The 26,299-nt window shown below is 69.9% G+C and carries 16 protein-coding genes, 1 tRNA gene and 2 pseudogenes; 6 read left to right on the forward strand and 13 right to left on the reverse strand.

From position 1 onward, the window contains the following. Window positions 1–132: integrase core domain-containing protein (locus QSK22_RS32235; protein ID WP_285498287.1), on the forward strand; the 132-nt coding region annotated here is incomplete at its 5' end. Here the strand turns inward: QSK22_RS32235 and QSK22_RS32240 are convergent. From QSK22_RS32240 to QSK22_RS33935, 3 genes are all read right to left on the reverse strand, one after another. Next, window positions 129–1,283 (reverse strand): S1 family peptidase, encoded by a 1,155-nt coding sequence (locus tag QSK22_RS32240; protein ID WP_285498269.1) that lies wholly within the window; start codon window positions 1,281–1,283, stop codon window positions 129–131. The two genes, QSK22_RS32235 and QSK22_RS32240, sit on opposite strands and share 4 nt — an antisense overlap. A 102-nt stretch (window positions 1,284–1,385) precedes the next feature. Further along, window positions 1,386–2,921, reverse strand: a complete 1,536-nt coding sequence (locus tag QSK22_RS32245; protein ID WP_285498271.1) for a 3-hydroxyacyl-CoA dehydrogenase — start codon at window positions 2,919–2,921, stop codon at window positions 1,386–1,388. A 38-nt stretch (window positions 2,922–2,959) separates the two neighbouring features. Continuing rightward, on the reverse strand, window positions 2,960–3,217 hold the full coding sequence (locus tag QSK22_RS33935) for a PaaX family transcriptional regulator C-terminal domain-containing protein (RefSeq protein WP_352231514.1): 258 nt from the start codon (window positions 3,215–3,217) through the stop codon (window positions 2,960–2,962). A 688-nt stretch (window positions 3,218–3,905) separates the two neighbouring features. On the opposite strand from QSK22_RS33935, the gene QSK22_RS32255 reads away from it, so the two are divergent. Beyond that, window positions 3,906–6,056: a (Fe-S)-binding protein gene (locus QSK22_RS32255; RefSeq protein WP_285498273.1), complete on the forward strand. Its 2,151-nt coding sequence runs from the start codon at window positions 3,906–3,908 to the stop codon at window positions 6,054–6,056. Between the two features lie 92 nt (window positions 6,057–6,148). Here the strand turns inward: QSK22_RS32255 and QSK22_RS32260 are convergent, their stop codons facing one another. The 3 genes and pseudogenes from QSK22_RS32260 to QSK22_RS32270 form a co-directional block, all read right to left on the reverse strand. Further along, the gene (locus QSK22_RS32260) at window positions 6,149–7,033 is read right to left on the reverse strand and encodes a glycine betaine ABC transporter substrate-binding protein (RefSeq protein ID WP_285498274.1); all 885 of its coding nucleotides are present in this window, start codon (window positions 7,031–7,033) and stop codon (window positions 6,149–6,151) included. 169 nt (window positions 7,034–7,202) lie between these two features. Next, window positions 7,203–7,934: pseudogene (locus QSK22_RS32265) on the reverse strand (ABC transporter permease); the annotation flags it as partial. Window positions 7,935–8,079: 145 nt separating this feature from the next. After that, a complete protein-coding gene (locus QSK22_RS32270; protein ID WP_285498275.1) occupies window positions 8,080–9,354 on the reverse strand; it encodes a quaternary amine ABC transporter ATP-binding protein in 1,275 nt (424 codons plus the stop codon). A 1,425-nt stretch (window positions 9,355–10,779) separates the two neighbouring features. On the opposite strand from QSK22_RS32270, the gene QSK22_RS32275 reads away from it, so the two are divergent. Next, window positions 10,780–10,923 carry a hypothetical protein gene (locus QSK22_RS32275; protein WP_285498276.1) on the forward strand — a complete coding sequence of 48 codons (144 nt, stop codon included), beginning with the start codon at window positions 10,780–10,782 and terminating at the stop codon, window positions 10,921–10,923. 725 nt (window positions 10,924–11,648) lie between these two features. On the opposite strand, the gene QSK22_RS32280 is transcribed toward QSK22_RS32275, so the two are convergent. Both QSK22_RS32280 and QSK22_RS32285 read right to left on the reverse strand, forming a co-directional pair. After that, a complete protein-coding gene (locus tag QSK22_RS32280; RefSeq protein WP_285498277.1) occupies window positions 11,649–13,640 on the reverse strand; it encodes a multicopper oxidase family protein in 1,992 nt (663 codons plus the stop codon). A 548-nt stretch (window positions 13,641–14,188) separates the two neighbouring features. Next, window positions 14,189–14,716 carry a DinB family protein gene (locus QSK22_RS32285; RefSeq protein ID WP_285498278.1) on the reverse strand — a complete coding sequence of 176 codons (528 nt, stop codon included), beginning with the start codon at window positions 14,714–14,716 and terminating at the stop codon, window positions 14,189–14,191. 92 nt (window positions 14,717–14,808) lie between these two features. Between QSK22_RS32285 and QSK22_RS32290 the strand changes: the two are divergent. Next, window positions 14,809–15,762: pseudogene (locus tag QSK22_RS32290) on the forward strand (helix-turn-helix transcriptional regulator); the annotation flags it as partial. 13 nt (window positions 15,763–15,775) lie between these two features. Here the strand turns inward: QSK22_RS32290 and dcd are convergent. Continuing rightward, complete coding sequence (dcd, locus tag QSK22_RS32295) at window positions 15,776–16,351, reverse strand: dCTP deaminase (protein WP_285498279.1); 576 nt, start codon at window positions 16,349–16,351, stop codon at window positions 15,776–15,778. 103 nt (window positions 16,352–16,454) lie between these two features. Here dcd and QSK22_RS32300 point away from each other — a divergent pair. Continuing rightward, window positions 16,455–16,525 (forward strand) — tRNA-Gly (locus QSK22_RS32300). Window positions 16,526–16,609: 84 nt separating this feature from the next. On the opposite strand, the gene QSK22_RS32305 is transcribed toward QSK22_RS32300, so the two are convergent. Next, complete coding sequence (locus QSK22_RS32305) at window positions 16,610–16,771, reverse strand: hypothetical protein (protein WP_285498281.1); 162 nt, start codon at window positions 16,769–16,771, stop codon at window positions 16,610–16,612. A 36-nt stretch (window positions 16,772–16,807) separates the two neighbouring features. Next, on the reverse strand, window positions 16,808–17,467 hold the full coding sequence (locus QSK22_RS32310) for an HAD family hydrolase (RefSeq protein WP_285498283.1): 660 nt from the start codon (window positions 17,465–17,467) through the stop codon (window positions 16,808–16,810). Between the two features lie 164 nt (window positions 17,468–17,631). Between QSK22_RS32310 and QSK22_RS32315 the strand changes: the two genes are divergently transcribed. Then, complete coding sequence (locus QSK22_RS32315) at window positions 17,632–18,066, forward strand: tetratricopeptide repeat protein (protein ID WP_285498284.1); 435 nt, start codon at window positions 17,632–17,634, stop codon at window positions 18,064–18,066. A gap of 415 nt (window positions 18,067–18,481) precedes the next feature. On the opposite strand, the gene QSK22_RS32320 is transcribed toward QSK22_RS32315, so the two are convergent. Both QSK22_RS32320 and QSK22_RS32325 read right to left on the reverse strand, forming a co-directional pair. Beyond that, window positions 18,482–19,372: an RICIN domain-containing protein gene (locus QSK22_RS32320; protein WP_285498285.1), complete on the reverse strand. Its 891-nt coding sequence runs from the start codon at window positions 19,370–19,372 to the stop codon at window positions 18,482–18,484. Continuing rightward, on the reverse strand, window positions 19,369–25,161 hold the full coding sequence (locus QSK22_RS32325) for a hypothetical protein (RefSeq protein ID WP_285498286.1): 5,793 nt from the start codon (window positions 25,159–25,161) through the stop codon (window positions 19,369–19,371). Before QSK22_RS32325 ends, QSK22_RS32320 begins: the two co-directional genes overlap by 4 nt. Window positions 25,162–26,299 lie beyond the last annotated feature (1,138 nt).

The following is a 26,299-nucleotide window of genomic DNA, read 5'->3' on the forward strand; positions in this document are numbered from 1 at the left end:
GCCTCCGAGAGCGAACGCCGCGCCGCGCTTGCGCCCTGGCTGCACATGTACAACCATCACCGCGGCCACACCGCACTCGGCGGCCTCCCACCCGCCAGCCGCGTCACCAACCTGTCAGGACAGAACAGCTAGAACACCTCGGCGCCGAACCGCTCCAGCGCCTCGGTCACCGGCTGGAAGAACGTGACACCGCCGACCTGGCAGTCTCCCGCACCGCCGGAGGTCAGCCCCAGCGCGGTCGTCCCGGCGAACAGGGGCCCGCCGCTGTCGCCCGGCTCGGCGCACACCGACGTCTGGATCATGCCGCTGACCGTGCCCTCGGGGAAGTTGACGGTGGCGTTCACGGCGAGGACCCGGCCGGTGGTGACCCCGGTGGTGCTCCCGCTGCGCGCGACCCGCTGTCCCACGACCGCCTCGCCGGCCTGGGTGATATCGCGGACCTGCCCGTTGTAGAGGTTGACGCCGCCCTGCCCGCCGAGGCCCTGCTGCGCGGACCGCACCAGCGCGAAGTCGTTGCCGGGGAAGCTGCTGGCGACCGTGGTGCCGAGCGGCTGGGCGCCGCGCTGGTCGGCCGTCCACTCCGCCACGGCATTGCCGCAGTGCCCGGCGGTGAGGAAGAAGTCCTGGCCGCCGCGGCGGACGTTGAAGCCCAGCGAGCAGCGCGCTCCCCCGCCGAAGATCGCGTCACCGCCGTCGGCGAGGGTGCGCAACCGCCCGGAGAACCGCACCGTCCGCACGGACGAGCCCATCTGCTGCACCATCCGCTGGACCCGGGCCATGCGGGTGCCGGTGACCGACGTGTCCGTCCACAGCACCACCTGGGACGTGACGGGGTCGATGGCCCAGCCGGTGCCCGGTACGTCCGCCATCGACTCGCGCAGCGTCGAGGTGATGCGTTGCAGCGCGGCGGGGGTGCGCCGCACCGTCTTCGGCACGGCGCCGGCGGCGCGCACCATCGCCGCGTCGTTCTCGTTGGTGACGGTGACGACGGCGCGGCCCGCCGAGTCGACGTAGCCGCCGTTGGTTCGGGTGCCGAGCCGGCGGGCGAGCCTGGCGGCCAGCGCCCCCGCGCCGTCGTCCGCCTGCCCCTGCGCGGCCCGCGTGGTGCTCTGCCCGGCGCGGGCGCCCCCGGCGAGCGCCGCCGCGCGCTGCGGCTGCGACTTGGCGTCGGTGTTCACCACGTACAGCGAACCGGCCACCAGCCCCGCGGCCCCGAGGGCCACCGAGGTACCGGTGATCATCGCGCGCAGACGGCGTTTCCTGGCGGTGTTCGCACGCCCCATGAACCCTCCCAGCTCCGATATCCCGGACCTACGTCGGGGAGATACGGCGCCTCGCCGCGACGGAGTTCAAACCGGATGCGGGACGGAGCCGGGAGGGGGCCGTCAGAGCAGGTCAGCCGGTGCGGTGCCGGTCTCGGTGAGCGGAAGGCGAAGCTCGGCGCGTTCGACCAGCCACAGGCTGGGGCGGTAGCGCGGGTCGCCGGTCGCGGCGTGCAGCCCGCGCAGGACGCGCAGCACGGTGGCGGCGCCCGCGTGATCTCCCCACTCCAGCGGGCCGCGCGGATAGCCGAGGCCGAGCCGCACCGCCGTGTCGATGTCGCCGGCGCGGGCCAGCCGCTGCTCGGCGATGCCGCAGCCGACGTTCACAATCGAGGCCAGCAGCCGCTGCGCCACCGGCGCGGGCGCGTCCCGGACCACCGTGACGGGCCGTCCGGTCGCGGCGAGCGCGGCCAGCGCGGCCCGCCCGGCGGCCGGGTCCACGCCGGGATGCACGCCGAGGGTGAGCCGCGACGCGAAACCGCCGAGCGGGTCGACGCCCAGCACCCGCTCGGCGGGCAGGCCGTGCTCGCGCGCCACGTCCAGCGCGCTGCGCCCGTACGGGGCGACGAGCACCACCGCGTCGGCCGACGGGCGCTCGCCCCGCTCGACGTTCCCGCCGAGCAGGGCGGCGAGGGCGTCCCGCACGCCCGGCTCGGTGTCGTGCACCCAGACCGGACGCGCCTCGGCGGCGGGGGCGGCGGCCTCCGGCGGCTCCTGCTTGGCGCCGTCCACGTACCGGTAGAAGCCCTCGCCGGACTTGCGGCCCAGCAGCCGCGCCTCCATCCGCGCCCGCGTGATCCGGGACGGACGCAGCCGCGGCTCGTCGTAGAACCCGGTCCAGATGCTCTCCAGCACCGGATGCGACACGTCCAGCCCGGTCAGGTCCAGCAGCTCGAACGGGCCCATGCGCAGGCCGAGCACGTCGCGGGCGATCCGGTCGACGTCCACCGGCTCGGCCACGGCCTCGCCCAGGATCTGCAGCGCCTCGGTCACCAGGCCGCGGCCGGCGTGGTTGACCAGGAACCCTGGGGTGTCGGGCGCAAGCACCGGTTCGTGGCCGAGCCGCCGGACCAGCTCGGTCAGCGCCCCCGGGATCCACGCGGCGGTCCGCGCCCCGGCGATCACCTCGACCAGCCGCATCAGCGGCACCGGGTTGAAGAAGTGCAGCCCGGCCAGCCGGCTCGGATCGGCCAGCCCCGCCCCGATCGCCGTCACCGACAGCGAACTGGTGTTGGTCGCCAGCACCGTGTGCTCGGGGCACACCTTCTCCAGCCCGGCGAACAGCTCCCGCTTGGTCGCCAGGTCCTCGCGGACGGCCTCGATCACCAGGTCGCACCCGTCCGCCGGGGCGAGCGGCCCGTCCACCGGCCGCAGCCGCGCCTTCGCCGCCGCCGCGTCCTCGGCCGTCATCCGTCCCTTGGCCACCAGCTTGCCGAACATGGCCGATACGTGATCGACGGCGGCCGCCACCGCCTCGGGACGGACGTCGGCGAGCTCGACCGTCAGCCCGCCCGCCGCCGCGAGCTGCGCGATTCCGCGGCCCATCACGCCCGTGCCGACCACCCGAATAGTGCCGACCCGTTCTGCCCAGCCGTTCATCGCCGCCTCCTGTTCGCGTGCGGATTCCTGAACCGCATTCAACCTTTACCGAACGGAAGCCCGGAGCCCGGGGTGATCGGGCGGCGGTGCACATGGTCGGCCTCGCCGTGCTCGGACCTGGCACAGCGCGAGGAAGCAGGAGGCCGCAGACGCCCGCTACGGCCTGGAGACCATGTGCATCGGCGGCGGCCAAGGCCTGGCCGCCACTTTCGAACGCGTCTGACGATCCAGTGCGGCGGCAGCAGCTCCGGCGGCAGCTGCGGGTCCAGGCCGGGGAAGCGGCGCCAGGCGTTCACCAGCCGGATCTGGGCCCTTTCACCCCTCCGCGCCCGCAACTGGGTCGAATCACCCCCCGGACGCGGAGCCGTCCCATGGTGATCAACACGTCGAGCACGAGGGGAAGGCGGCCTGCGCGGACTCCTCGCCGCCAACGGTGTGCCGACCGCTGCCCCCAGATCTACTGCAGCCGAATGCCAAGATCCGCCGGACGATGCTCGGGGCCTGGTCGCCTGCTGACCGGCTCTGCGTCACCCGCTCCTTCGGGGTGACGCCGCCCTGACCTACAGGTCGGCCGCCGCACACCGCGCTGGTTCCCACCCGGCTGCGGCGTCTGGTCGGCGGGGGCCGGCCGTTTCCGGCGGCCTGTTCGAGGCGGGAGCCCAGCCATGCCGACCGCGCCGCACGTCGGCGGGGACGCCGGTCGGTCGGCCGGGGCCGCCCGCGCGGTCGCAGCCCGCGGCTGATCTGCGGCGAAAAGCCCTGTGTCGGCGGGCTTGTACGGCTGGTTCGCGGTGCATATATATAGGCGATCTCCGCGTGGCCGGGACCGGTCCTGCGGGGGCGGCGTCCTGTGGCCGGGCGGGACGGCGCATGCGGTGGAACGAGCATAAGCTACTGCCGAGTAGTATTCGGGGCCCGGATGAATCACGGACTGTCGCGAGCCCTACGCTGGCAGCCGACGCCGTACCTCGGGAGGACGGAACAGTGTTCTGGCTCACATTGATACTCGGGCTCGCCGGCACGGCGGTCGCGGTGGCGCTCGCCGGACGGCGGGTCCTGTTCCTGTGGAAGCTGTTCACCAGCGGCCAACCCGACCCCGAGCGCGTCCTTCAGGTCAAGCGCGACCCCAAGGCCGACCTGGAGGGCCAGGTCGTGGAGGTCATGGGGCAGCGCAAGCTGCTGAAGTGGACCGCCTCCGGCCTGGCCCACTTCTTCGTCATGTGGGCCTTCATCCTGCTGATCACCGTCTACCTGGAGGCGGCCGTCGCGCTGCTGTTCGGGCCGGACGCGCACATCCCCGGCCTGCAGACGTGGGGCCCGATCGGGTTCGTCCAGGACACCATCGCGCTGCTGTGCCTGGCCGGCCTGGTGGTGTTCTCGGTCATCCGGTGGAAGAACTCGCCGAAGAAGCTGGACCGCAAGTCCCGGTTCAAGGGCTCGCACACCGGCGGCGCCTGGCTCATCCTGTTCATGATCTTCAATGTGATCTGGACGATGTTCTTCTTCCGGGGCGCGGCCTGGGCCAGCGGCAACCTCGCCTTCGGGAAGGGCGCGTACTTCTCCTACCTGACCGGGCAGCTGTTCGAGGGGCTGAGCCACGACACCCTCGAAGTGCTGGAGTCGCTCGGCCTGCTGCTGCACATCTACGTCGCGCTGGTCTTCCTGGTCATCGTCGTCAACTCCAAGCACCTGCACATCTTCCTGGCGCCGCTGAACGTCATGTTCAAGCGCCGCCCGGACGGCCTGGGCGCCGCCCAGCCGATGATGAGCAACGGCAAGCCGCTGGACTTCGAGGAGGCCGACCCCGACGAGGACGTCTTCGGTCGCGGCAAGATCGAGGACTTCACCTGGAAGGGCTTCCTCGACATGGCCACCTGCACCGAGTGCGGGCGGTGCCAGTCGCAGTGCCCGGCCTGGAACACCGGCAAGCCGCTGTCGCCGAAGATGGTCGTCCTGGAGCTGCGCGACCACGCGTTCGCCAAGGCCCCCTACATCCTCGCCTCCGAGGAGGAGAAGGAGAAGTTCACCGACGAGCAGAAGGCCGCCATGCAGGTGGACAAGCCGCTCGTCGGCGAGGACGGCGTCATCCACCCCGACGTGCTGTGGTCGTGCACCAACTGCGGCGCCTGCGTCGAGCAGTGCCCGGTCGACATCGAGCACATCGACCACATCCTGGACATGCGCCGCTTCCAGGTGATGATCGAGTCGAGCTTCCCGTCCGAGGCGGGCGTGATGCTCAAGAACCTGGAGAACAAGGGCAACCCGTGGGGCATGTCGGAGATGAAGCGCCTCGAATGGATCGAGGAGCTGGACTTCGAGGTCCCGGTCGTCGAGGACAAGGTCCCCGAGGACACCGAGTACCTGTTCTGGGTGGGCTGCGCGGGCGCCCTGGAGGACCGCGCCAAGAAGACCACCAAGGCCGTCGCCGAGTTGCTGCACATCGCGGGCGTCAAGTTCGCCGTGCTCGGCCCGATGGAGGCCTGCACCGGTGACCCCGCCCGCCGCCTGGGCATGGAGTTCGTCTTCCAGATGCTGGCCCAGCAGAACGTGGAGACGCTCAACGAGGCCGGCGCCAAGAAGATCGTGGCGACCTGCCCGCACTGCTTCAACACCCTGGCCAACGAGTACCCGCAGCTCGGCGGGAACTACGAGGTCGTCCACCACACCCAGCTGCTGGCGCACCTGGTCGAGGAGGGCAAGCTCACCCCGATCACCCCGATCGAGGAGAACATCACCTACCACGACCCATGCTTCCTGGGCCGCCACAACAAGGTCTACAAGCAGCCCCGCGACATCATGGCCAAGGTCCCGGGCGTCAAGACCCAGGAGATGCACCGGCACAAGGACCGCGGCTTCTGCTGCGGCGCAGGCGGCGCGCGCATGTGGATGGAGGAGCGCATCGGCAAGCGCATCAACACCGAGCGCGTGGACGAGGCCCTGGGGACCAACCCCGACACCGTCTCCACCGCCTGCCCGTTCTGCCTGGTGATGCTGGGCGACGCCATCAACGAGAAGAAGAACGCCGGCGAGGCCAAGGAGTCGCTGGAGGTCGTGGACGTCTCCCAGCTGCTCATCCGCTCCGTCAAGGGCGAGGGCAGCCCGCAGGGGGAGAAGGAGCCCGCCGCCGCCGAGTGAGCCCGGCCGCTTGAGAAGGGGAAAGGGCCGTCCGGTCACCGGACGGCCCTTTCCCCTTCGTGCCGCGGCGTTCGCGGCGACGCCGGCGCCGATCAGCCGGTGATCGACGAGGCGAAGGTCGGGTTGGCCTTCAGCCACTCGTCGACCGCCTGGTCGGGCTTGCCCTTGTACTTGTTCTCCATGAGGTCCTCCAGGGACCCCAGCTGCTGGTCGTTCATCTTGAACTTCTTCAGCCAGCCGGTGACCTCGGGCTGGTCCTTGCTGAAGTCCTCGCGGGCGACGGTGTTGATGCCGTCGGGCCGGCCCATCGCCCCCTTGGGGTCGGCCAGGTCGCGGATGGGGAACTTGCTGTACGCCCAGTGCGGCCGCCACAGCGTGACGATGATGTCCTTCTTGGCGTCGGTGGCCTTCTTCAGCTCGCTCAGCATCGCCGCCGTGGACGAGGTCGTCACCTCGTACTCGTCCTGCAGCCCGTAGGCGGGCAGCATCTTCTCCTGCGCCACCCGGTACAGGCCCGAGCTCTTCTCGATACCGATGATCTTGCCGCCGTACTGGCTCCCCTTGCCCTTGAGGTCCTGCAGCGACTTCAGCGGCGAGTAGTTCGGGACCGCGATCGTCAGCGGCGCCTTGTCGTACCAGACGCCGATCTTCTCCAGCTTGTCCCCGTACTGCTTCCAGTAGTCCTCGTGGGTGCCCGGCAGCCAGGCGTCGATGAACAGGTCCACGTCGCCGCGCGCCATGCCGGTGTACAGCGGGCCGGTGTCGAGCGTCTTCACCTCGACGGTGTAGCCCTTGTCGGTGAGCAGTCGCTTCCACAGCGCCGTGGCGGCCTCACCCTCGGCCCAGCCCGCCACCATGCCCATGGTGATCTTCTTGTCGTCCCCCGAGCCCGAGTCGCCGCCGCCGCATCCGGCCGCGGTCAGCGCCACGGCCAGCGCCGCGGCGGCGATGGTCAGGCCTTTGAACTTCACGCGCATGCTGTATGTCCTTCCGTCGGTTACCTGATTCAGGCGGGCGTACCGGGGGAATCTCAGGCAGGGTCGTCCGGCGCCACGCCTGGACGGCCGCCCGGCATGCGTCACGGGTACGCACCTCGGCTCTCTACCCGTGCCGTGCGGGGACGGCCGTCCGTCCGCCGAAGTTCGGTCAGGCGGTCATCTTGGCGTTGGCGCGGGCCACGGCCGAGCGGTCGCCCAGCGCCGACGTCACGCGGTCCAGGAAGATGGCCAGCACCACGACGGCGAGCCCGCCCTCGAAGCCCTTGGCGATGTCGACCCGCTGGATGCCCTGCAGCACCTCGTCGCCGAGACCGCCCGCGCCGACCATCCCCGCGATGACGACCATCGACAGGGCCAGCATGATCAGCTGGTTGACGCCCGCCATGATGGACGGCATGGCCAGCGGGATCTGGATGCGGGTCAGGATGCGTCCCGGCGCGGTGCCGAACGCCTCGCCGGCCTCCACCATCTCCGCGTCCACGCCGCGGATGCCCAGTTCGGTCAGGCGCACACCGGGCGGCAGCGCGAAGATCACCGTCGCCACCACGCCGGGCACCACACCGATGCTGAAGAAGAAGATCGCCGGGATCAGGTAGACGAACGCCGGCATCGTCTGCATGAAGTCCAGCACGGGACGCAGCACCCGGCTGGTCACGTCGTTGCGCGCCGCCGCGACGCCCAGCGGAAGCGCCAGGATCAGCGCCACCACCGTCGACACCAGCACCAGCGCGAGGGTGTCCATGGCCGGTTCCCACAGCTCCATGCTGTCGATCAGCGCGAAGCCCACCAGCGAGAACAGGCCCAGCTTCCAGCCGCTCAAAAACAGCGCCAGCAGCGTGAAGACACCGACCAGCACCAGCGGGGGCGGTGCCGTCAGCAGGCCGGTCAGCCCGTCGACCGCCCCCTCCACCGCCGAGCCGATCGCGTCGAACAGCCAGCCCAGGTTGTCGGTCAGCCAGTCCACCGCCTCGGCGAACCAGTCGCCGACCGGAGTGCGCGGCAGCTCCACGGCCGCCGCCATGGCGTCAGCCCGCATTGCTCACCTCCCGGGCCGCCGCGGGCACGTCCTCGGCGGACTCCGCCGTGGCCGTGGCCGACTCGGTGACCTCGTGCAGATGCGTGCTGATCGCGCCGAGCGCGGCCAGCAGCGTCACCCGCGGGATCACCCCGAGCAGCGTCCCGCTGTCATCGGCCACCGGCACCGGCAGGTCGCTCTCGGCGCACCGGGCGAACAGGTCGGCCACGGGGGTGTCAGGGGAGACGGGGTCCAGGTCCTCGGGGTCGAGCAGGCCGTCCAGGGTCTGCCGCCCGTCCTGCACCGCGTCGGCGATCTTGGCGGCGCTCACCCGGCCGACCAGCCTGCGGTCGCGGCCCACCACGAACGCCGCACCGGTCTGGTGCTCGCGCATGGTGCGCAGCGCCGTCCGCGGGCCGGTGTTGGCGGGCACGGTGACCAGCGGCTTCTCCATGACGGACGCGGCGGTCAGCACCCTGGTACGGTCCACGTCCTGCACGAACTGCGCCACGTAGTCGTTGGCCGGGTCGGTGAGGATCTCCTCGGCCGTGCCGATCTGCACGATCCGCCCCTCGCGCATCACCGCGATGCGGTCGCCGATGCGCATGGCCTCGTTGAGATCGTGCGTGATGAACACGATCGTCTTGCCCAGCCGCGCCTGCAGGTCCAGCAGCAGGTCCTGCATCTCCCGGCGGATCAGCGGGTCCAGCGCGCTGAACGCCTCGTCCATCAGCACGATGTCGGTGCCGGCCGCCAGCGCGCGGGCCAGCCCCACACGCTGCCGCATCCCGCCCGACAGCTGGCCGGGCAGGTGGTCCTCCCAGCCGTCCAGGCCCACCAGCCCCAGGAACTCGCGGGCGGTCTTCTCCCGTTGCTCCCTTGGGACCCCCTGGACCTCCAGTCCGTAGGCGGCGTTGGCGAGGACACTGCGGTGGGGGAACAGCGCGAAGTGCTGGAAGACCATGCTGATCTTCTTCTGCCGCAGTTCGCGCAGCGGCTTGGCGGGCATGCGGGCGATGTCCTGCCCGGCCACCTCGACGCGTCCCGAGGTCGGCTCCAGCAGCCCGTTCAGCATCCGGATCAGGGTGGACTTGCCGGAGCCCGACAGGCCCATCACCACGAAGGTCTCGCCGCGCTCCACCTCGAACGTGGCGTCGACCACGGCGGGAGTGACGCCCATGGCACGGATCTCCGCCAGATCCGCACCGGCGTCAAGTTTTCGCAGTGCTTCGCCGGTCTTGCGGCCGAACAGCTTGGTAACGCCTTCCGCGCGGAGTATGGACACGGTCTCCTTTCCGGGTTTCCACGGGGCACCCGGAACGAGCCGGGTGCCACCCCCGGGGGCTGCCAGGGGCGCGCGGAAACTTCTCCATGAGCGCGTCCGCGGCGCTCTGAGGTTCCCTTTCCACGGCCTTGTCGTCCGGTGTGATGTGGTTCACGCAAAGCGGAGGTCAACCGGACGCCAACGCTGTGCGTCGATTGAAACTACCCTCCCTGGGAAGATGTTTCATCTTTTGGTGATCTGAGTCACACTCCGCGGCGGTCCGCGTACGCCCTCCGACGGCGGGGCCATCCGCTCACTCCGTCGCGACGTCACATTCTGGTACCTACCCCCGTAAACCGTGCATAAAGCGCCCAGGTATACCCCTCCCCACCTGCCCCAAAACCAACACCTGCACATCCCGTGAGCCTCCTCGCAGAATCCCGAAATCCCTACGAACCACGCCTGCAACAAAAGCCGCACTGCCTGCCGACAAGTGCTCGCCCACCTGGGCATTCGTCGCCGCTGCCCGTCCAGGGGGCCGCTCGGTGTGATGCTCACGCGCACCATGAACCGCCTCGTCGAGCCCAGGCCCGCAGCACCGCTTCAAGCCCAGCAGACGCCCCACGGCGCGCTCGCTGTGAGCACGTCCGATCCGCGCGACACCCCGCCAGTGCAGGCCGCTAGGGTGTGTCCGGTGGATCACGACGGGCCCGCAGCAGTGCGGTGACCAGGGCGACCCCGACCACAGTTGCTCCGTCGGCAGGGCGGCCGCCGCACCGGTCCGCTCGCACATGACGGCGGCGAAGCCGCAGACTCACGAGCACGCAGCGGACGACCCTGCCCCCACCCGCACCCAAGAGCGGGATGCCAAGATCCACCGGACATGGCCTAGGCCGCCCCAGCAGGCCGATCCCACCCAGACGACGACAGCGGCTGCCCCACCTTTCCCGGCGTGTCTGGCGGCGCTGAACCGGCCAGTCGAGCCACCGGTGCGCCGCACTGAAACCGTCCTATCTGCGCAGACGACGCCGGCGCTGTGGGACGTTGGTTCGTGCAGCAGGCTGATCTCCTTTGGCGGAGGCCTTTCCCGCTCGGTGTGCGAGCACCCGCACGCCCGCACACACCAGCCGGGACTGCCGCCGGTGCGCCAACCAGCATCTGCCTTGAAAAAGGCGAACGCCTATGCAGCAGCCGCGGGCGGCTGCTGCGCGCCGTGACGGCGCCCACTGCCGCCGCGCCGAAAGCCATCGCCCACCATCCAGGCCGGGGGACCGGCGGGTGGAGTGCTCGGGATGAACATCGGCACGCCCGCGGACGTCGCCGCCTCGGTTGGAAGCGACAGCACGCGAGTTGGCGGCAGTGGTTGACTGGCACTTGCCGGCGTGCCTGGCGGTGTTGGGCCGGCTGGGTGGGATGGCGGTGCGTGGCGCTGCGGTCGTCTGATGTGTGGCGTCGTTGGTGGTGTGGGCCGCTGCGCCGGTCCCGCAGGTCGGTGTCACCGATGCGGCGGTGGTTGATCCGCCGCTGGTGGGTTTGGCGGTGTTGGGCTGGCTGGGTGGGATGGCGGTGCGTGGCGTTGCGGTCGTCTGATTTGCGCAGGCGAAGTCGGCGGTGCGGGATGTTGGGCCGGTGGAGCGGGCTGATCTCCTTGAGTTGGCGGCAGTGGTCGCCCCACACCGGGCGTGTCTGGCGGCGCTGGGCCAGTTGGGCGGGGCAGTGATGCGTTGTGGTGAAGTCGTTTGACCTGCGCAGACGAGGTCGGCGGTGTGGGCTGCTGGGCCGCACCAGCGGGTCGATCTCACCGAGACGGTAACGGTTGACCCGCGTTTCCCGGCGGTTCTGGCGGCGTTGGGCCGGCTGGGGAGGACGACGGCGCACTCGCGGCGAACTCGTTTGATCGCGGCGTCCTCGACGGTGCGGACCGCTGCGCCAGCCCAGCAGGCTGATCTCATCGAGGCGGCGGTTGCCCCGCGTTTCCCGGCGGGGGTGGCGACGTTGGACCAGCCGGGTGAGACAGCGGTGCACCGTGGTGAGGTGCTCTGATCTGTGGCGTCGGCGGTGCGGGAAGTCGAGCCGGTCCGGCGGGCCGATCTCGCCGGAGCGGCGATAGTGGTTGACTCGCGTACCGGCGCGCGAGCGGAGAAGCCCATCTCTCCGGCCACGTGCGCGACCGGGCGGGGATGGCAGCGCTGAACCGGTCGGGCAACGGAGCGTTGCGGGGCGTATCTTCCGGCGGCGGATCGGGTTGGCCTGCCGCCGGAAGACCCGCACCTTCAACGCAGGCCCCGGCGTCCACACCGTCATGTCACACAACATCAGTGCTTGGTCTTGTGAGAGCGGCCTTTGGGACGGCCGTCGCCCTTGGTGGGCTTGCGGTGGCGGACGACCTCGTAGGGGCGCATCATCTCGTTGTCCTCATGCTCCAGCATGTGGCAGTGCCAGACGAAGCGTCCGGGGATGTCAAAGTGAGTTTTGATCCAGGTGGTCTGCCGGGGCGGCACGGTCACCGTGTCGAGGTATCCGGTGTCACCGCGACCCGGTGGCGCGGTGCCATCCGGGCCGTGTCCGACCACCTGGAACTGGACCTGGTGGAGATGGATCGGGTGCGCGTCCATGGTGTCGTTGCGCAGCGCCCAGATCTCGGTGGAGCCGAGGACAGGCGACTCGGTGACCGGATCGCTCCACATCTGCGGTACCGCCGCACCGGATGCGTCGACCGTGCCGAGGAGGACCCGGGGCGGGCTGGCGGCGGAATCGGAGACGTCCGACATCTCCTCGGTGAGCACCAGATGGCGGGTGCGGGCCGCAGGGCCCAGCGACGGGAACGGGGGCAGCCGAAGCTGGTCGGGCGGAACACTGCGGTCGGGTCCGCTGCGCGGGCAGACCACGAACTTCAGTACCTGGCCCGTGGTGTGCGGGTCGGCCGGTGCGAAGTCCACGTCCGGAGTGCCGCTGCTCATGGCGTCGTCCGGGCCCTCGTTGATGAGCCACAGCTCGGTGCCCACAGGAACCTCGCCGAAATCGATCACGGTGTCGAACCGGGCGCCGGGCGCGATTTGCAACCGTTCGAACCGCACGGGCCGGGGCAGGAACCCGCCGTCGCTGCCGATCTGCCAGATGGGCAGCGCCGCCTGGGCCGGACGGGCGACCGGATCGTCCGCGACCTTGAGGATCAGGAACCGCGAGTTGCAGCCGTTGAGGAACCGCAGCCGGTATCGGCGCTGTTCCACCCGCAGCACCGGCCACGTCCTCCCGTTCGCGACGATCGCGTCGCCGAAGAACTCCGGATTCCAGATCGGCGGCACGTCCGTGCCCGGGATGTACGGGCCCCGATAGCCGCTGAACGCCCTGCTGTTCGGGTAGAAGAGCGAGCCGTCGGCGTAGAACGACCTGTCTTGGATCAGGATCGGGATGTCGAAGCAGCGCCTGCTGTTGGGGTTGCCGACGCCGGGAGGCGGGCCGGGCAGCACGCCGTCCGGCAGGTCCGACGGGCCGCCGCGCAGCAGATAGAAGCCGACCAGCCCCGAATAGACGTTCGTCCGCGTCATGCCGAGCGTGTGGTCGTGGTACCAGAGGGTGGTGGCGCGCTGGTCGTTCGCGTAGTGGAACGTCGCGCTGCCCGGCCGCCACCGGACACCGAACCGCTGCTCGGACTCCGCCCGGAACCGGTCGTAGAAGGACCCCGCCCTGGCGTACCCGCGCGGTATGTTCCGCGCCGCCGGGAGATACCACGCCTCCGGATACCCGTCGCTGTGCTGCAGGTTGTGACCGCCGTGCAGATGCGTCACGATCGGCACCGGCCCGCCGTAGGGCCGGGGCGTGCGGCTGAACTCCGGGGCGGAGTCCCGGCGGGCGACGCCGCCCGGCGGGTTGGCCCAGTGCAGGGTCGGGTCCACGGCCTCCAGCGACGGCAGGAAGTCGCCGCGGGAATCCATCAGCTGGTTGATCCAGGTCACGCGCACCGGATGGCCGACCCTGGCATTGATGGTGTGACCCGGATAGCTGAACGTCCCCGGATGCGCCACCGAGCCGTAGCCCCATACGGTGGTCCGCGGCATGGGCCGCGGCAGGACCTGCTGGTGGAACTGCCGCACCGCGATCCGGTACTCGATGATGTCGCCGCGGCGGCCCACCGGCGGCATCGCGGGCGGAATCAGCAGCTCCTCGACGTACTTGGGGATGTTCGCCGGATCCATGGGCCGCAACCGCGTCGCCCCCAGGGCGCGTGCGGGGAAGAGCATCAGCCCACCACCGGCCGTGGCACCTGCGGCGGCGCCGCTCTTGAGGATTTGCCTGCGTGTGAACATGAGCCCCTCCGAAACCCGGCGATCTGTCTGCGAGATCGGCTGGAGAGTGCCCCGGGGAATGTCGCACCTAAACCGGCCGCCGGTAAACTGACCGCCGCGAAGTCGCCCGATCGTCGTACTGGCAGAAACGCCGGAAAGGTAACGGGATAAGGCGGCGGATGCACATGTTCGCAGACTGTCGAATCATCCCGGTTGCGCTGCTCATCGGGCGGACGGCGGGGCCTGCGGCCATCTGAGATGGTCCGGAGGGTGTGGACCCCGTACCTGGAATATTGTCCTTCATTCGGCGAAACGCCAGGCTGCTCGACCCACCCGACCGCCCCCCGAATGAGCAATTATGACAACGCGACAGATGATCAAGAATGGCCCGCAAATGTGCGTTTCGCCGCGCACAGCGACAACAACGCCATCCGGTACACGCCGCTGAGCGCTGCCGTACGTCATCGTCAGCGAGATCGCCGGGCGGTGCGCAGTCTGGCGCACCGCCCCGCCGCCGGGACCGGCCGGGCCGGCTCGGTCTCGCCGCTGACCGGCCGGCCGTGGCGCGGTCAGCCCATGCTCTTGGCGCCGTCCAGGGACTCGCGGATGATGTCGGCGTGCCCGGCGTGCTGGGCGGTCTCGGCGGCGATGTGCATGAACACCCGGCGGGCCGACCACCGGGCGTCCTCGAACCAAGGGGCCTTGGGCAGCGGCTGGGTCGCGTCCAGGTCGGGCAGGGAGACGACCAGCTCGTCCGTCCGGCGGGCCACCTCCTCATAGGCGGCCAGCAGCCCGGCCAGCGTCTCCCCGGGCAGCATCCGGAACTCGTCGGCTCGCCTGGCCCAGTCCTCCTCGGTCATGGTGGTGAAGTCGCCCATCGCCGACGGGCCGTTCACGATGAAGTCCGCCCAGCTCCGTTCGACCGAGGTGACGTGCTTGATCAGCCCACCCAGGCACAGCTCGCTGGCGGTGGTCCGCCGCCCGGCCTGCTCGTCGGTGAGGTCCCGGGTGGTGAAGCGCAGGGCATGCCGCTGCTTGGCCAGCATCTCCAGCAGGTCGGCGCGCTCGCGGGTGATGGTCGGCGTGTTGACGGTCATGTTCTCGGCCCTCCGTGGTCGTCGAGTGCACGACCGACGCTAGGAACCGCAGCGGTCACTTTCTGACCTCAATCTGCGCGAGGATGGAGAACGTGGCGAACACCAGTACCCGGATGCTGCGACTGCTGTCCCTGCTGCAGACCCACCGGTACTGGCAGGGCACCGAACTGGCCGGACGGCTCGGCGTCTCTGTCCGCACCCTGCGCCGGGACATCGACCGGCTGCGTGAACTGGGCTATCCGGTGGAGGCGCAACGCGGCGTGGACGGCGGCTACCAGCTGGCCGCCGGCGCGGCCCTGCCGCCGCTGATGATCGACGACGAGGAGGCGGTCGCCCTGGCGGTGGGGCTGCAGACCGCCGCCCAGGGCGCGGTCGAGGGCATCGCCGAGTCCTCGGTACGCGTGCTGGCCAAGGTGGTCCAGGTGATGCCGCCCCGGCTGCGCCGCCGGGTCGAGGCGCTGCGCGCGATGACGGTGCCCCTCGGGAACGGTCCGGCCAGGGCTGCCGCCGACCCCGGCGTCCTCACTGCGCTCGCGCTGGCCTGCCGCGACGGCGAGCAGCTCCGCTTCTCCTACACCGCAGCCGACGGCCGCCGCACCGACCGGCTCGTCGAACCGCATCGGCTGGTCCTCTTCGGCTGCCGCTGGTACCTGGTTGCTTACGACCTCACCCGGCACGACTGGCGCAGCTTCCGGGTCGACCGGCTCTCGGCACCGGACGGAACCGGCACCCGGTTCCGTCCTCGCGACCTGCCCGCCGCCGACGCCGCCGAGTTCGTCCGCGCAAGCCTGGACAACCTGCCGCGCCCCTACCGGGTGGAGGTGATCGTCGACGTGCCGGCCGCGACCGTCCGCGAACGCCTGGGCCGCTGGGGCATCGTCGAGGAGATCGACGCCGAGCACTGCCGGATGCGCATGACCGCCGACTGCCTGGACTGGCCGGCCATGGCGCTGGGCTCCCTCGGTGCCGACTTCCGCGTCCTCGACCCGCCGGAGCTGCTCGACCACCTTCGGGACTGGGCGACCCGCTTCCACCGCGCCTGCGCCGAAGGGCCGGTGATCAGACCTTGGTGCGGTGGAAGTTCAGGTAGGACCGCGACGGCGTCGGCCCCCGCTGGTCCTGGTAGCGCGACCCGTACTGCTCCGACCCGTACGGGTGCTCGGCCGGCGAGCTCGTCCGGAACAGGCACATCTGCCCGATCTTCATCCCCGGCCACAGCTTGATCGGCAACGTCGCGACGTTGGACAGCTCCAACGTCACGTGCCCGCTGAACCCGGGGTCGATCCAGCCGGCCGTCGAGTGCGTCAGCAACCCCAGCCGTCCGAGCGAGCTCTTGCCCTCCAGCCGCGCCGCCAGGTCGTCCGGCAGCCCGAACACCTCGTAGGTGGAGGCCAGCACGAACTCCCCGGGATGCAGCACGAACGCCTCCTCGGCGTCCACCTCGACCAGCCGGGTCAGGTCGGGCTGCTCCACGGCCGGATCGATATGGGGATACCTGTGGTTCTCGAACACCCGGAAGTACCGGTCCAACCGCACGTCCACGCTGGACGGCTGGATCATGCTCGGATCGAACGGGTCGATCTTCACCCGCCCGGATTCGAGCTCGGCCCTGATGTCACGATCGGAGAGCAGCACGTCAAGCACGCTACCGGGTCCTCAGCACCCCCGCGGCCTCGCATACCGTTCTCACCAACCCCGTGGTTTCCGGTACCATGTGCGAGGCGGCTGGCACCGCCACGCGGGTGTAGTTCAATGGTAGAACTTCAGCTTCCCAAGCTGACAGCGCGGGTTCGATTCCCGTCACCCGCTCAGAGCGAGAAGCCCCAGCTCAGGGAGCAATTCCCAGAGCTGGGGCTTGGCGTTTCATGAGGCTTGCCGGTCCGACCGTGCCCGCTACGTGCCCGATCTCTTCTCGGTGCCATCCGGGGGCGTCGTCTGCCCCTCCTTCGCCTTGTTCAGCTCAAGCTTGATCATCTCGCTGAGCGTCAAGGCGATCTCGCGGTCCCGCTCGCGCCGCGCGTGCAGGTGGTCATCTGCGTGGTCAAGATCAGCCATGGTGTGCAACCCCAGGCACGACGCTGGACACGTCTCTCAGCGCGCTTCGGCGTTGAACTCGGCGATCCGGTCCGGAAGCTCGGCCAACGAGTCGATACGCATAGTCGCGACGCGGTCGGCTTCCGGGTCGTCCTGCCAAATGATCCCCCACGGCCCCCGCCGGATCAGCGCCGTCTTCAACCCCATCGCCGCCGCAGGCTTGATGTCGTTGTCCAACCGGTCGCCCACGTACAAGATCTCGTCTGCCGCATACGGCGCGGCGTCCACCACCCGGCCGAAGAACGCGGGATCCGGCTTGGACACTCCCCAGTCGTCCGATGTGGCGATCATGTCCTGGGGCAGGTTCAGCGACCGCAGGATGCCGCCGGCCCGCGCTGTCTGGTTGCCCGCGATCCCGACCCACAGCCCGTCATCGCGCAGCCTCGCCAGGGTCGGACGCGCGTCGGGGTACAAGTCCTCCTCACCGAACGTCTCGGGCTCTCCGACCGCGGCCCGCTTCTCCCGCTGCTCTGTCAGGTCGAACCCGGGTGCGAAGACCTGGAACGTCTCCCGGTAGTCCAACCCTCTGGCGATGATCGCGCCGAACATCGCGGAGAACGTGTGCCGGGGGACACCGAGCCAATCGGCCCACGTGCCGTACTCCCGCGTCTCGTTCACCAGGCATTCGCCGACGTCGAACACCACTGCGCGGATCATGTCGGCCAGCCTAGTAAGCGACCGCCCGTCACATCGGCCATCCGGCATCCCAAGCGCAGGTGCTGATCATCGCCGAATTCCGCTCTTAGAGGTCAAGGGCGGCGGCGCGTCGCCCCGCTGCACTGGCCCCGCGCCCACGCCGCCCGGAGCGTGCAGCGACGGGGTTGGGTGACAAGCGGGCCGCGTTGGGGGCGGCCCGCGAGGCTGCGGAGATCCGCCGCAAGCTGGCCGAGGCTGAACCCGCCGCCTATTTGCACGATTTCGCCATGAGTCTGAACAACTACGGCGTCCGCCTGGCGGAGGTGGGTGACAAGCGGGCTGCGTTGGAGCCGGTCCGCGAGGCGACGGGGTTTTACCGCCGATTGGCCGAGGCCGAGCCCGCCGTCTACCTGCCCGACCTTGCCTGGTCGCTCTGTACTACTGCTTCGATCAGTAACGTTCATGGCATTAAACTCACCGAAGCAGCCACGGCCGTAGAGGAAGCCATCACCATCTACCGGGCGTTGGCTGAGCAGATCCCCGAAGCATTCAACGGGTACCTTGCTGTAGCAGGACAGACCAAGACCGAGATACTCGATCAACTCGACTCAGCGACGTAGCGTGTATCGCTGCCGGGCCGCCCGTACAGCACACAAATACAGCAACAGCGGCATACAGCGGCTTACGCGAATATCCAGCGGCACCACGTCACGACCTGGACGGGGCGTCAACAACCATGATCGCCGATAGTTCGGGGCCAAGAGGTACCGATGACGTCCCTCGGCAGAAGCCAATGGGTTGGGCAAGGACGCGCCGTGCGGACCGTGCGGCGTGGCCTGGGCATCGAGCCGGTGAGTGTGCACGTCAGCGGGCAATTAGCCATGGTGATCAAGGGGCAATCGCGTCACTTGTAGGACGACCTGAGATGGCTTCGGGCGTTGTCGGCTGGGCGGGCATGGCGTTGCATGCCCGCCAATCTTGCCGCGTCTCGTTCGGGGTGTGCCTGCTACCCGGGGCTCTGCGTGAGCGGGGCGCTCACGAGAACGACCAGAGGTGGTCGCCCTCGATCGTGCACGGGTAGAGGGTGAGCTTGGCGGCCGGGCCTCCGGACCCCTTCACCCCCGCCACGTCGAGGCACAGGCCCCCGCTGGAGTGGTTGCGGATCCAGAACTGGCCGTCCTTCTTCTTGTCCAGGTACCACATCTGGTTGTCGCCGCTGCCGGGATTGCAATGCCACTCGGTCACCTGCGCCGTCTTGACGGGCCGTCCGTAATCGGGCAGGTCCATGCACAGGCCGTCCTTGGAGTTGCGGATGGTGAACAGGTCGACTCCGTTCGGGCCCGCGCCCTTCTGGTTGACCACAAGGTCCCAGAGCTGATTGTCGTTCTTCGTCCCGTCGCAGTTGTACTGCTCAACGGGCCCGTCCAGCTTGCCATTGCCGTATCCCGGCACGTCCGCGCACAGCCCCGTCATCACGTTGCGGATCAGCACGTTGGTGGTCGTCGAGAACTTCGGGCCGGTGGGGAAGCGCGACGTCGCGGCGGGCTTGGCCGCCTTCGCCTTGGCCGCGGAGCCCGTCGTGCGCGGCGTGGTGGCGGGCTTCTGCTGCGGGCTGCGGGTCCGTGACCGTGACGGGGACGCCGTCGGGCTCTTGGACGCGGTCGGGGACACCGTCACCGTAGGGGAGGGCACAGGCCGGCTCAGCGTCGTGTTGTTCTTGCGCTCCTCGTTCTTGCCCTTCTGGTAGGAGATCAGCGCGCCGACCGCGAACACCGCCGTCGCCGCCACGATCAGCGCGACGCCTCCCGCGAGGATTCGCGTGTGCACCTTCGGCTGCTCGCCCCGCTGCCACGCGCGCCGGTCGAAGGCGTTGGCGAGGCTCACGCGTTGCCGGCGCTTGCGCTCACTCTCGGTTTGCTCGCTCACTTGTATTTCCTTGGTTTCTTGGACGGTTCGGATGAGGAACGTTGAGGTAGGTCGGGTCGCGGAACTGCGAACGGGTCCACGCCGAGGTTCGCCACCGGACGTGGCGTCTGGGACCTTCCGCGCGAGAGGCCGGACGGTTCCGGCGGCGTAGGCGGTGCGAAAGACGGGGCCGGGGGCCGCGACGGCCGCACCGGGATTGGAGTCGGCGGCGCGGGGGCCGAGGCCGCGACGGGCTCGGTCGGCGCCCACTGCCCGACGAACGGCCCCGGGTTGCTGAGCAGCACCAGCGTGACGGGCCGTCCGGACTCCGGCCCGAACACGGCGGTCGTGCCGTCCGGTCGCACGACGGTCATGTGGAGCCCCAGGACGGCGGCGGCCGCCATGAACGTGAACTCGTCGGCGTCCGCCGAGCCGGGCGGCGACGTGAGCAGGTCGATGGCCTTATGCCGGTCTTCGTCCGTCAGTGCGCCGTCGTACGGCTTCTCGAACGTCGGCCAGAACCGGCGATCTGCCGCGGGCCGCGCCAGATCGGCGGTCAGCGCCTCGCTCAGATACCCGCGCAACTCGGCCGGCGTCGCCGGTCGCGTCCCGTTGCCGATCGCGGTTGTCTCCGCCGTGGCGAGGTTCGTCAACGCGTTCACGGGCCCGTCCCCGGCCGCGGGCACATGAATGATCTTCAACCCCAGTCGCGAGAGTGTTGCCTTCTGCTGCTCCGAGAGCTCCTCGGCCGGCTGGCCCGACGGGTGCTGGTCCGACGGGCGCTGGTCCGATGAGGGCTGGGTGGACGGGTGCTGGTCGGATGGGCGCTGGTCCGATGAGGGCTGGGTGGACGGGTGCTGGTCGGATGGGCGCTGGTCCGATGAGGGCTGGGTGGACGGGTGCTGGTCGGATGGGCGCTGGTCCGATGAGGGCTGGGTGGACGGGGGTTGGTCGGAGGGGGGCTGGTCCGACGGGTGCTGTGTGGTCGGCGCGGGCGGCGGGGCGGGGGTCGGCGGTACCGCGGCCGTGGATGTCGTCGCCTCTTCGGTGGCGGCGCGGCGGCCGAAGATGCTCGGGAGGCGGGTCTCCAGATTGTCGACCAGCCGGGTGGTGCCGTCCGGGCCCTTCTCCAGCGGGAGCATGCCGTACAAGCCCTTGGGGACGGGCACGCGGAAGATTCCACGGGGGCCCTGCAGGTAGACGTCGACGTCGAAGGCGAAGTACCGGTACGGGCGGGTGGCCTCCTGGTTCGTCTCGTCCGTCGAACCGAGTTCGCCGCTGGTCTCCTCGGAACCCTCCCGGCCGTACTCGTAGCCGCCGGCCCCCGAGACGGGCCCGGTCTCCGCGTCACCGCCGGCGTCGGGCCCGAGCACGGTTTTCAACTCCCTGGAGCTGCTCTGCTTCTCCTTCCCGGCCTCGCTCTCCTGTACGTAGATCCGTCCCTTGAACGCGGGATCCTTGGCGGAGCCGGTGGGCATGGGCTCGGCGCGGGTGATCTCCACGCCGACGACGACGGACCGTGAGCCCACGGGGACCTGGTAGTCGTGGTTGAAAAGCTGTTTGATCCTCGGGCGCATCAGCTCGGGACCGGTGAAGTGCATGTACCGCTGTCCGGCGATCGTCGTGAAGTCCAGGCCGGGGACGCGCCAGGCCCCGGGAGCGCCGAGATCGTCCGGCAGCCGGTACGGGGACGCGGGCAGTGCGGCCCAGCGCTCGATCGCCGCGGCGAACGGGACTCCCCACGGATGCAGGTTCTCGATCAGCGCCTTCACCGCGTCCTGGTCGTGTCCCGCCCACTTTTGGCGCTGGCCGTTGACGCGCTCGGGGGTGCCGCCGTATGCGGGAGTCGACCCGGTGGGCGGATTGTTCAGCGCCGCCACGTGCTCGGGCACCAAGAGGCGGATGTGGCCCTCGATACCGTCGGGCGCGTCCGGCTCGATGACGTGGTGCGAGATCAGCGGGCGGTGCAGGTACCACAGGTCGCCGGCCCTGGAGTCGTTGCCGCTCAGCAGCTGGCCGCCCCCGATGACCGTCTTGCGGATCAGGCGCACGGCAACGTTGACGAATTCGGGCGGCTCGGTGCTGATCCCCATCTCGAGCCGGAACCGTATGTTGTGGTTGAACTCCAGGGTTTTGTCCTTGGTCCCTCCGCGGTAGATGTTCAGTTTCTTGTCGTGTCGCTCCAGGCCGTGGGAGCTCTGCCCGGAGCCCTCGATCTTGGCCTCGAACCCGCCGTGCCGGTGGACGCCGTCGTCGCCGGAACTGCCGCCGCGGCCGCGGACCTGGAAGGCGCCGCTGTACTTGAACGCCGTTTCGGAGGCGTGGTGCTTCTCGTCCTGGCTCTCTCCGCGCAGGGTCAGCTTCACGTCGTCCCGCGGCAGCTGCGACTGCGCGGCGCCGACCCTCCCCTGCACGTTGATCCACAGGTATCGTGTCGCGCCGAACGGACGCGGGATGGGGATCCAGCGCCGGACTCCGGATCCGAGTAGCGTCGTGTGCTGGTTGCGGATCGACTCGGCCGAGAACGCGGACTCGATCTCCCGCAGCACCAGGTTCGGGCGGTCCGTCTCCCTCAAGATGCCCTGGTCTCTCACCCACTCCTTGATGCGGGGGAGCAGCTGCCCGGTGTCGAGTGTCTCCGGGTAGGACGTGGCGGCGAGAATCTCGGGCGGCACGTGGCGCGTCGGGGGCTGCGGGACGGGCGGTGTGCTGTCCGGTGTCGGCAACCCGAGATCATGCGCCCGCCGGTCGGGCACCATCATCTCCATCCCGTCCGTCACCTGCAGGATCCGGGTGAACCTCTGCCGTTCCTTGCCCTTCCACCGGTGCAGGGTGATCTCGAAGACGGGGGTCGTCTGGTAGGTGTGGGTCTTGCCGTTATAGGTCGCCCGGGTGATGTCGATCTTTCCGGCCACCTGGAGCTTTTCGCTCTTGTATTCGCCGTCGACCTTGCCCTCGACGTTGATCTGGATTCGGCCGCCGAGACCGTGATGCCCACCGGATGAACCGTGATGCCCACCCGATGAGTCGTCACCGTGCGAGGAGTCCGACGGTCCGTCCTGTTCCGACCCGATCAGGAACTGCGGCCCCGCGCTGAAACCGGTGCCGACCTTGAACTTCCATTCGTGGCCGTACTTGTGGTCGTGCTCGCCCTGGGCGTACTGCTCGATCTCCGTGTTCGTGGCGTGCTGGTGGCGCGGCTCGACCACGTGCAGCTTGACGGTGATCGACTGCTTTCGCCCGTCCGTGCCCTGCGGCAGGTTCTCGATCCGGCCGGTCTCGCTCGTGAGCGTGGAGAAGAAAGCCGCGAGCTGGTCCGGCTTGGTGATCCTCTTGATGCCGGCCGGCCAGTTGGTGCGGTCCGCCAGCCAGCTGGCGGGCAGGTTGTTGGCCCGCGCGTACATCTCGGCGGCCAGGCGCGGCAGCTCCGGGATCACGTGGAACGCCGGATAGACGCCCGACGATCCGGCTGTGGAGAAGGGAACGGCCCCGGCCGGAACTTTCTCGAGGGTCCGAGGGGTCCCCGCGTTGTCCAGTTCCTCCTGGGTGAACGGCCTGTCCGGCCGGTGTTCCTCGGGGACGACGATCTTGGCGGTGACCTCGGCGGGCTTGCCGATCCACCAGGTGGTGGGGGAACTGCCCTTGGGCTGTACGGTCACCTCGTAGACGACGTTGTAGACGTGCTCGTCCACCTGCTTGGTCGTCTCGGTGCGCCGGTACGACTTCGCCGACCCGCCGAACTCGTTCTTGCCGGTGTAGGCCACTTCGCCGTGCACGTCCCACGCGCCGAGGGTGAATCGCATGAACGGGTAGCGCCCGAAGCGCACGCCGCCGCCGCCGCTGGCACGCACGCCGAGCTCGGTGTTGCGGTGGCCGGACGTCCCGGTGGCCATCAACGCCCGCCCATTGACGGACATGTCGTAGGAGTAGCCGCCGATCCGTTCGGTCAGATGTGCCCTCACCGTGACGTTGTACCTGCGCCCGTCCAAAGTGAAGGTGCGGTCGATTCCCGCCATCACGGCGGGCAGGTCGGCCTCCAGCGCCGGCCGGCTCAACCAGGTGGCCAGGTCCAGGTCCGTCTGGGACCAGTCGGCCTTCGCGCCGTTCGACAGGGCGTTGTGCCGGCTCTCGATCACGTCGCGGACCTGTTGGCGCACCAGTTCGGCCCCGGGCAGGACGGTCGGCATGGCGAACCCGATGCCCCGGCGCGTCGCCAGCGCCAACGGCTCGCGATGCGCGGGGTTCACGGTCGGCCGCCTGTTGAGGCCGGCCGGCGGCTGGTTCGCCGAAGCCGGAGGGGCCGTATTCCGCGGCTTCGGCGCCACCGGAATCCGGGGCCCCGGCGCCCGCCTGGTACCACCGGCCGGCTGCGTCGTCGCGGACGTCCCGGTGTCGGGGGCGGTGGGCGGACGCAGGGCGGGCGTCCGGATGGCACCCGTCAGATACTCCTCGAACTGGGCGGCCTCGGGAGCCGGCACGCTGATCTCCCCCTGGAGGGTCGTGCGAACCGGCGGGATGTCGTGCGTCGTGGACCGCGTCTCGATGGTGTACTGCAGGTCCACCTTGAACCTGGCCTGCCGCCCTTCACGTTTCAGCACCGTGTGCCCGAGCGCCTGCTCGGCGAGGGAGTGCCCGGCGTTGCGGGAGAACGGAAACGCGATGCCGCCCTGGAACAGGCCCCGGTCGCCGTCCCCCGCCGTGTCGCCGTGGGACGCCCTGGGTTCGCCGAAGTAGTTAACGGTGAAGCCCAGCTCCGCCTTGCTCTGGCCCTCCTTCGACGGCTTGTGCATGATGCCGCTCCCGGTGTCGTCGCGGACGGCCATCTCCGTTTCGCCGAGGTACTGCAGGCCGGTGATCTCCGCGCTGATCGAGAAGTGCCCGTTGAACCGCTTCGCCGGCCCGGCGGATGTCGTCACCTTCGTGGTGGGGATACCGCCGCCGAACAGCAGACGGCTGCGGTTGCGCGCCTCCTTCTCGCTGAGATGCACTCCGATCTCGTCCAGCACCGTCTTCACCGTCGAGGCGGGCAGCCCGGCGCCGCGCAGGTTCCGCTGCAGGGCGGCGACGGCCGGAATGGTGTTGACGGCGTTGATCGTCTCCGACGCCTGCGAGGGCCGCTGCTCGGTCCGCGGAGGCGCGCCGTCGGACGTCATCGGCGCGGGGCGCTCGGCGGGCGGATTCCCTGGCCGGGGCGCGCCCGGGGCGGTGAGCTCCTTGGGGAAGTCGATTTCGAACATCTGCGGCAGCCGCACGTCGTTCGGGCGCTCCACGCCGTCCACGAACACCTTGAAGCCCATGCCGCTGGTGAAGCGGGTGTTGCCGGAGACGAACAGCTTGCGGCCCGCGATGAGATGCCGGTCGAAACCGGCCTCCGCCTTCGTCACCGCGCTCGCCTTGATTGAGGGCACCCCGGGGGCGGCGGACGCCGCCGCATGCGTGCCTACGCTGAAGATCGAGAGGAGCAGCCCGTCGAACCCTTGCGTGACCGTCCCTCCCGACTTGCCGCCCGACATCATCGAGGCGAAGGACACCTTGTACTTGCGGACCGCGTCGTCCGGCTGCGTCCCGACGCTCGTGTCCTGCAGCACCGGACGGATCCAGATCAGGCGGCCGTCCGCGACGAACGTCCGTCCGTTCTGCAGGAGATCCGACCATGTCGCGACGTCCGTCCCGGTGCCGAGGACTTCGCTCAGCCCGGCCCGGATGCCCGCGTGGAGCTGCGGGCTGTCCCCGGTGTGCTCGACCGCGTCCCCGATATCGCTGACCCAGCGCTGCATCTCCGCGTCCGACGACCACGGGCGGACGCTCACGACGGTCGCCTCACCCAACGCGTCGACGTCGACGTACCACGGTGCCTTCGGGGTCTGTCCGTCCGCCTGGCGGGGAACCGATGTGCTCGGCGTTTCGCCCGCGGTGGCGGGGGCCGGTTCGGTGGGTTCCGGTGTCGCCGCCGGGGCGTGCGCGTCTTCGCCGGTGGGCGGCACCGGTCGGCGGGGGTCCGCGATGACGTCGTCGGTGTTGGTACGGGCCGGTGGTTCGGCGGTCGGGGTGCTCTGAACGTCCCCGGCATGGCTGGTGGCGGATTCGCCGGGGGGTGTCGGGGTCGGCTGGTCTGTGTCGGACGGTTGGGCGGCTGGTGCGGCGCCGTGTCCGTCAGTGGGGGACGGTGCGGGCTGCTTGGATGTGGTCGGTTGTCGTGAGCCGCTGGATTCGGGCCCCGATGCCGTGCTCGGGTCTGCGGGGGGTTCGGTGTGGGCGGGGGGTGGCGGTGTCGCGGGGCTCCCGGACGGTGCAGGCGGCTGCGCCTTTGGTTCGGTGGGCGGTACTGGTCGGTGGGGGTCCGTGGTGACGTCGTCGGTGTTGGTGCGGGGAGTCGGTTCGGTGGTCGGGGTGTCTCCGGTGTGGCTGGTGGTGGATTCGCCAGGAGGCGTCGCGAGCGGTTGCCCCGTGTGGGAAGGGCGTACGGCCGGTGCGGCGCCGCGTCCACCAGCGGGGGACGGTGCGGGCGGCTCGAACGATGGAGGCACGCCCGGCCCCATGAGGCGTCGCCACTGCACCTCGGTCGCACGCCTGGCGGCGACGGAGGCCTCGAGCTCCTTGAGGAAGGCCTCGACCCGGGCTTCGGCCGTCTGCTCTTCCAGCGCACGGACCCGGGCGTCGATGTCCCCGCCGCCCGTTCCGGCCGCCTTAGCCGCCTTGGCGACCTCAAGGGCCGCCGTGAGGCCCTCCCAGCGCGACAGCGCCGCGTTCGCCTCGTCCTGCCGCCGGAAGTAGTCGGCGAGTTCCGGCGTCGCCGCCGAGGCGTACGGGTCTTCGTCAGCGGGCGGCACTGGTCGGTGGGGGTCCGCGGTGACGTCGTCGGTGTTGGTACGGGCCGGTGGTTCGGTGGTCGGGGTGCTTTGAACGTCCCCGGTGTGGCTGGTGGCGGATTCGTCAGGAGGCGTCGCG

Source organism: Actinomadura sp. NBRC 104425, assembly GCF_030269545.1.
Classification (GTDB): Bacteria; Actinomycetota; Actinomycetes; order Streptosporangiales; family Streptosporangiaceae; genus Spirillospora; species Spirillospora keratinilytica.

Excerpts from the sequence above, each read along its gene's own strand:
- QSK22_RS32240 (WP_285498269.1), bottom strand. The coding sequence starts at position 1,283 with ATGGGGCGTGCGAACACCGCCAGGAAACGCCGTCTGCGCGCGATGATC.
- QSK22_RS32245 (WP_285498271.1), bottom strand. The coding sequence starts at position 2,921 with ATGAACGGCTGGGCAGAACGGGTCGGCACTATTCGGGTGGTCGGCACG.
- QSK22_RS32260 (WP_285498274.1), bottom strand. The coding sequence starts at position 7,033 with ATGCGCGTGAAGTTCAAAGGCCTGACCATCGCCGCCGCGGCGCTGGCC.
- QSK22_RS32280 (WP_285498277.1), bottom strand. The coding sequence starts at position 13,640 with ATGTTCACACGCAGGCAAATCCTCAAGAGCGGCGCCGCCGCAGGTGCC.
- QSK22_RS32285 (WP_285498278.1), bottom strand. The coding sequence starts at position 14,716 with ATGACCGTCAACACGCCGACCATCACCCGCGAGCGCGCCGACCTGCTG.
- QSK22_RS32305 (WP_285498281.1), bottom strand. The coding sequence starts at position 16,771 with ATGGCTGATCTTGACCACGCAGATGACCACCTGCACGCGCGGCGCGAG.
- QSK22_RS32310 (WP_285498283.1), bottom strand. The coding sequence starts at position 17,467 with ATGATCCGCGCAGTGGTGTTCGACGTCGGCGAATGCCTGGTGAACGAG.